The organism is Candidatus Cloacimonadota bacterium (assembly GCA_020532355.1).
Classification (GTDB): Bacteria; Cloacimonadota; Cloacimonadia; order Cloacimonadales; family Cloacimonadaceae; genus UBA5456.
In genome coordinates this window covers 1-3307 of record JAJBBD010000235.1, presented here as the reverse complement: position 1 = coordinate 3307, position 3307 = coordinate 1, and the positions used below count along the sequence as shown (strand labels likewise).

Here is a 3307-nt window from a genome sequence, read left to right as displayed (position 1 = left end):
CAGATAGATGCCGATCCCCTTTGCCAGGCTGAGCTTTTCCCGGCTGATCAAACCCTGCAGCTCTTCACACACCTGAGCGCGGCTCAGCGCAATGCGCTTCTGCTTCTCGCTAAGGCGGGAACTGCCGCGGGTGATGATGGAGCCGGAAGGGAGAGATAAAGTCTCAGTTGAAAGTTGAGAGTTGAGGGGGCTTCGCCCAGTTGAGAGTTGAGAGTTGAGAGTTGAGAGTTGAGTGCTTGTGGCGTTTTGGCGATTGGGGGTTGCATCGGTTGTAGGGTTTTGTCGTTTTGGCGTTTTGACGAGCACCGGCGCCACCGTGGTGGAATCGAGTTCGCATGGTTCGCATGGTTCGCATGGTTCGCATGGGTTGTCATGGTTGTCATGGTTGTCATGGTTGTCATGGTTGTCATGGTTGTCATGGTTGTCATGGTTGTCATGGTTGTCATGGTTGTCATGGTTGTCATGGTTGTCATGCACAGGGATCATGTAAGCTGTTCTTCCGGATACCGTAGGGTGAGGTGCGAGCACAGCCCTCAGCTTACCATTTTTAATTGCCTTTAGAACAGCCTGTCTGCTTTTCCCCACCAGTTCAGCATATTCCTGCACGGGGATCAGCTTCAACTCTCCACTCTCAACTTTCAACTTATCATTCATGATTGCCTCTTATTGACAAAAAATAGGGATACCCCAAGCTTGGGTTTGGTAAAAAACAAGAAGGAGTATCCCATGGACACAATTCCTATCAATGCAGGGCTTTTGGCTCATGCGAACCCCGCTTCTGCAGGTGTGCTGTGATGATTTGGCGCATCCTGGTGGCGGGTTGATGCCCCTGCAGCACCTCAATCAGGTAGGGATAGTAGATCCCGGTCTCGCGCGCTAACTGCGCCTTGCTGATCTTCCGCCGGGCAAGCTCCGCCCGGATCTCAGCGGCACTTAGTATCTTCTTACTTTGCATTTTTACCTCTCTTGGTTAGTTGAAAGTTGAAAGTTGAGAGTTGAAAGTTGTGGCGTTTTATGATGCACTTCATTCGCTCGTGCTGCCGCATTATTCATTTCTCTGGAAATGCCTTCCAGCCTCTTTGAAAGCGGCAGGATGCCGCTTCTACTCTCGTCCTTCTGAACTTTGTTCTTGACATTCATTCCATCACCTCATTTTGTAGACTTAGGTTATAGGGACAAGATATGATTATTGGTATATCCTGTCAAGAACATAATATGATTTTAAGTATATCTTAAGGCGGACAGATGTCTATCGGTAAGAGAATAAAAGAGATACGAAGCAAAAGAAATATCAACCAGGTAAGTCTATCCCGGCTTGTGGGAGCGACCCAGGCGGCAATTAGTCGCTATGAAAACGATCAACAATATCCTGGCGGAGAGTTTCTACAAAAGTTATCCGAAGCTCTAAGCGTGAATCTCAACTGGCTTCTTACGGGTAGTGGATCTATGTTTCAGGAGTTACAGGAGGTAGATGCTTCGTTTTTGGGAGATACGATATCGGTGCCGATAGTGGGCGAGATTGCGGCGGGCGAGCCTGCGGAGGAGATTTATGAGGAGCCGTGGAAGGTGGTGGATTTGCCGCGGGGTTTGCTTTCGTTTGCGCCGCCTTATATGGTTTTCCGGGTGTCGGGGGATAGTATGTCGCCCTTTGTCTTGCCCGGAGATCTGGTGGTATGTTCGCGTGATTGGCGTGAGGTGGATGTATGCGGCAAGATCATGGCTTTCCGCTGCGAGGATGGCATCACGCTGAAGAAGCTGGTGGAGGATTACAAGCGCAAAGTCACCATGCTCGTGCCTCTCAATTCCCATTACGAGCCCATGATCTATAGCGAAGGGGATCCGGATATCGTGATGATCGGGATATTGGATCTGTGCATTAGAAGGTATAATCGGAGTTGAGAGTTGAGAGTTATGAGTTATGATTTGAGGATAGAGATATGGCTGTAGTGCTTATTATTTTATTTGTAGTTGCTTGCGTTGTGATTATTGCTGCCAAATTAAAGCCAACCAAAAGCGCTTCCCCAAAGACAGAAGCCATGATTAATATCAGCATGGATGATCTTGTGAGTAAAATCAAAGTTCCAAACAGCGATGATACTAGCGGATATGACAACTGGCTCACGATTGATTCATTGAGGTTTTTCGGATTGTCTATCAGATCTCATAATGGTATCTATTCTGTTGCTTGCAGCACTTCACACATTGAGAACAAACGAAGAATCAATGGCCATGTGATTCTGCAGCATAATGATAGCATTCTCTATAAGAAAAAGTTCGAACGACCCCACGACGCAAAAGTGGGAGATAATGGGGTAGTAATATTTAACGACTGGCTAGATACTACAGCCCTCGCTGGAGTATTCTATGTACTGAACCTACAGGGTGAAACCATCTTCAAAAAGCGATTTAAGGCAAATCTTCTTAGTAATACCATTTCTCCTTCTGGGAAGTATGCTGCTTGCTCTACGGCAGGAAGTGACTATGAAGAGCATAGCAATGCAACTTTTCTCTTTGATCTAAATGAGTGTAAGCAGATAGCAAGATTTGATGAGACCCATCACGAAATACGTATTGACGAGGATACTCTTACTTTGCACTTTAATGAATCTGCCCTACATTTGATATATTCATTTGATGGAGTATGTATTCAGGGTAACGACATATCAAATCCTACATGGTATGATAATTGCTCAGGATATGAATTGTATTCCGTGCTGTCAGATGAATTAGCATCTAAAGAAGCAGATTTTTGTAGTATAAATGATTATCAGTATTACATTGATCAATTCAATGAGGCCATTGATCGAATACCTTCAGATAATTGGAAGTCGGATATCCAGCTTCGCATAGGAGATATCTATGCTAAGCTCCAAATGATAGATCAAGCAAAACAGAGATATGGCGCAGCAGTTAAGCTTAAGCCAAAGGCAGCGGTTAAAAGAAGATTGCAGAAGCTGGATAAAATTACCAATTCATAGATGCTGTAAATCCACAGAATATCGCCCTGGTTTTCCGGGGCTTTTTCATACGATAAAGCGTCAGGATGACGCTTCTACACTCAACTCTCAACTCTCAACTCATAACTCTTCCAATCACTTACAAACAATCGTGCAGATATGCACAGCAAATTTGACAGCTTTTAGCCCTCTGGCACCATGGCTTTAGCTTGTGCGCGCCCATAAATAAGCCGCCCAAGTTAAAGGAGTAAAAATGGCAAAACTGAACAAAGTCAGTGTGGCCTACATCAGCCTGGTCAAAAACCCCGCCAACAAGCTGGATATCGTCTACAAAAGCTCCGACGCCAAGT

General features: G+C 45.5%; 5 protein-coding genes. 2 read left to right on the top strand and 3 right to left on the bottom strand.

All coding sequences use genetic code 11. The annotated features are described in order from the left end of the window. The 3 genes from LHW48_08160 to LHW48_08150 form a co-directional block, all read right to left on the bottom strand. Positions 1-654: regulatory phage cox family protein (locus LHW48_08160; protein ID MCB5260426.1), on the bottom strand; the 654-nt coding region annotated here is incomplete at its 3' end. Between the two features lie 88 nt (positions 655-742). Further along, positions 743-955 (bottom strand): hypothetical protein, encoded by a 213-nt coding sequence (locus tag LHW48_08155; protein MCB5260425.1) that lies wholly within the window; start codon positions 953-955, stop codon positions 743-745. A 2-nt stretch (positions 956-957) separates the two neighbouring features. Then, positions 958-1140 carry a hypothetical protein gene (locus tag LHW48_08150; protein MCB5260424.1) on the bottom strand — a complete coding sequence of 61 codons (183 nt, stop codon included), beginning with the start codon at positions 1138-1140 and terminating at the stop codon, positions 958-960. Between the two features lie 105 nt (positions 1141-1245). Between LHW48_08150 and LHW48_08145 the strand changes: the two genes are divergently transcribed. After that, a complete protein-coding gene (locus LHW48_08145; protein ID MCB5260423.1) occupies positions 1246-1899 on the top strand; it encodes an XRE family transcriptional regulator in 654 nt (217 codons plus the stop codon). 38 nt (positions 1900-1937) lie between these two features. Continuing rightward, a complete protein-coding gene (locus tag LHW48_08140) occupies positions 1938-2978 on the top strand; it encodes a hypothetical protein (GenBank protein ID MCB5260422.1) in 1041 nt (346 codons plus the stop codon). The last annotated feature ends 329 nt before the right edge of the window (positions 2979-3307 follow it).

What these genes read in the sequence shown, in the direction of transcription:
- LHW48_08145 (MCB5260423.1), top strand. Translation starts at nt 1,246, where the DNA reads ATGTCTATCGGTAAGAGAATAAAAGAGATACGAAGCAAAAGAAATATC.
- LHW48_08140 (MCB5260422.1), top strand. Translation starts at nt 1,938, where the DNA reads ATGGCTGTAGTGCTTATTATTTTATTTGTAGTTGCTTGCGTTGTGATT.
- LHW48_08150 (MCB5260424.1), bottom strand. Translation starts at nt 1,140, where the DNA reads ATGAATGTCAAGAACAAAGTTCAGAAGGACGAGAGTAGAAGCGGCATC.
- LHW48_08155 (MCB5260425.1), bottom strand. Translation starts at nt 955, where the DNA reads ATGCAAAGTAAGAAGATACTAAGTGCCGCTGAGATCCGGGCGGAGCTT.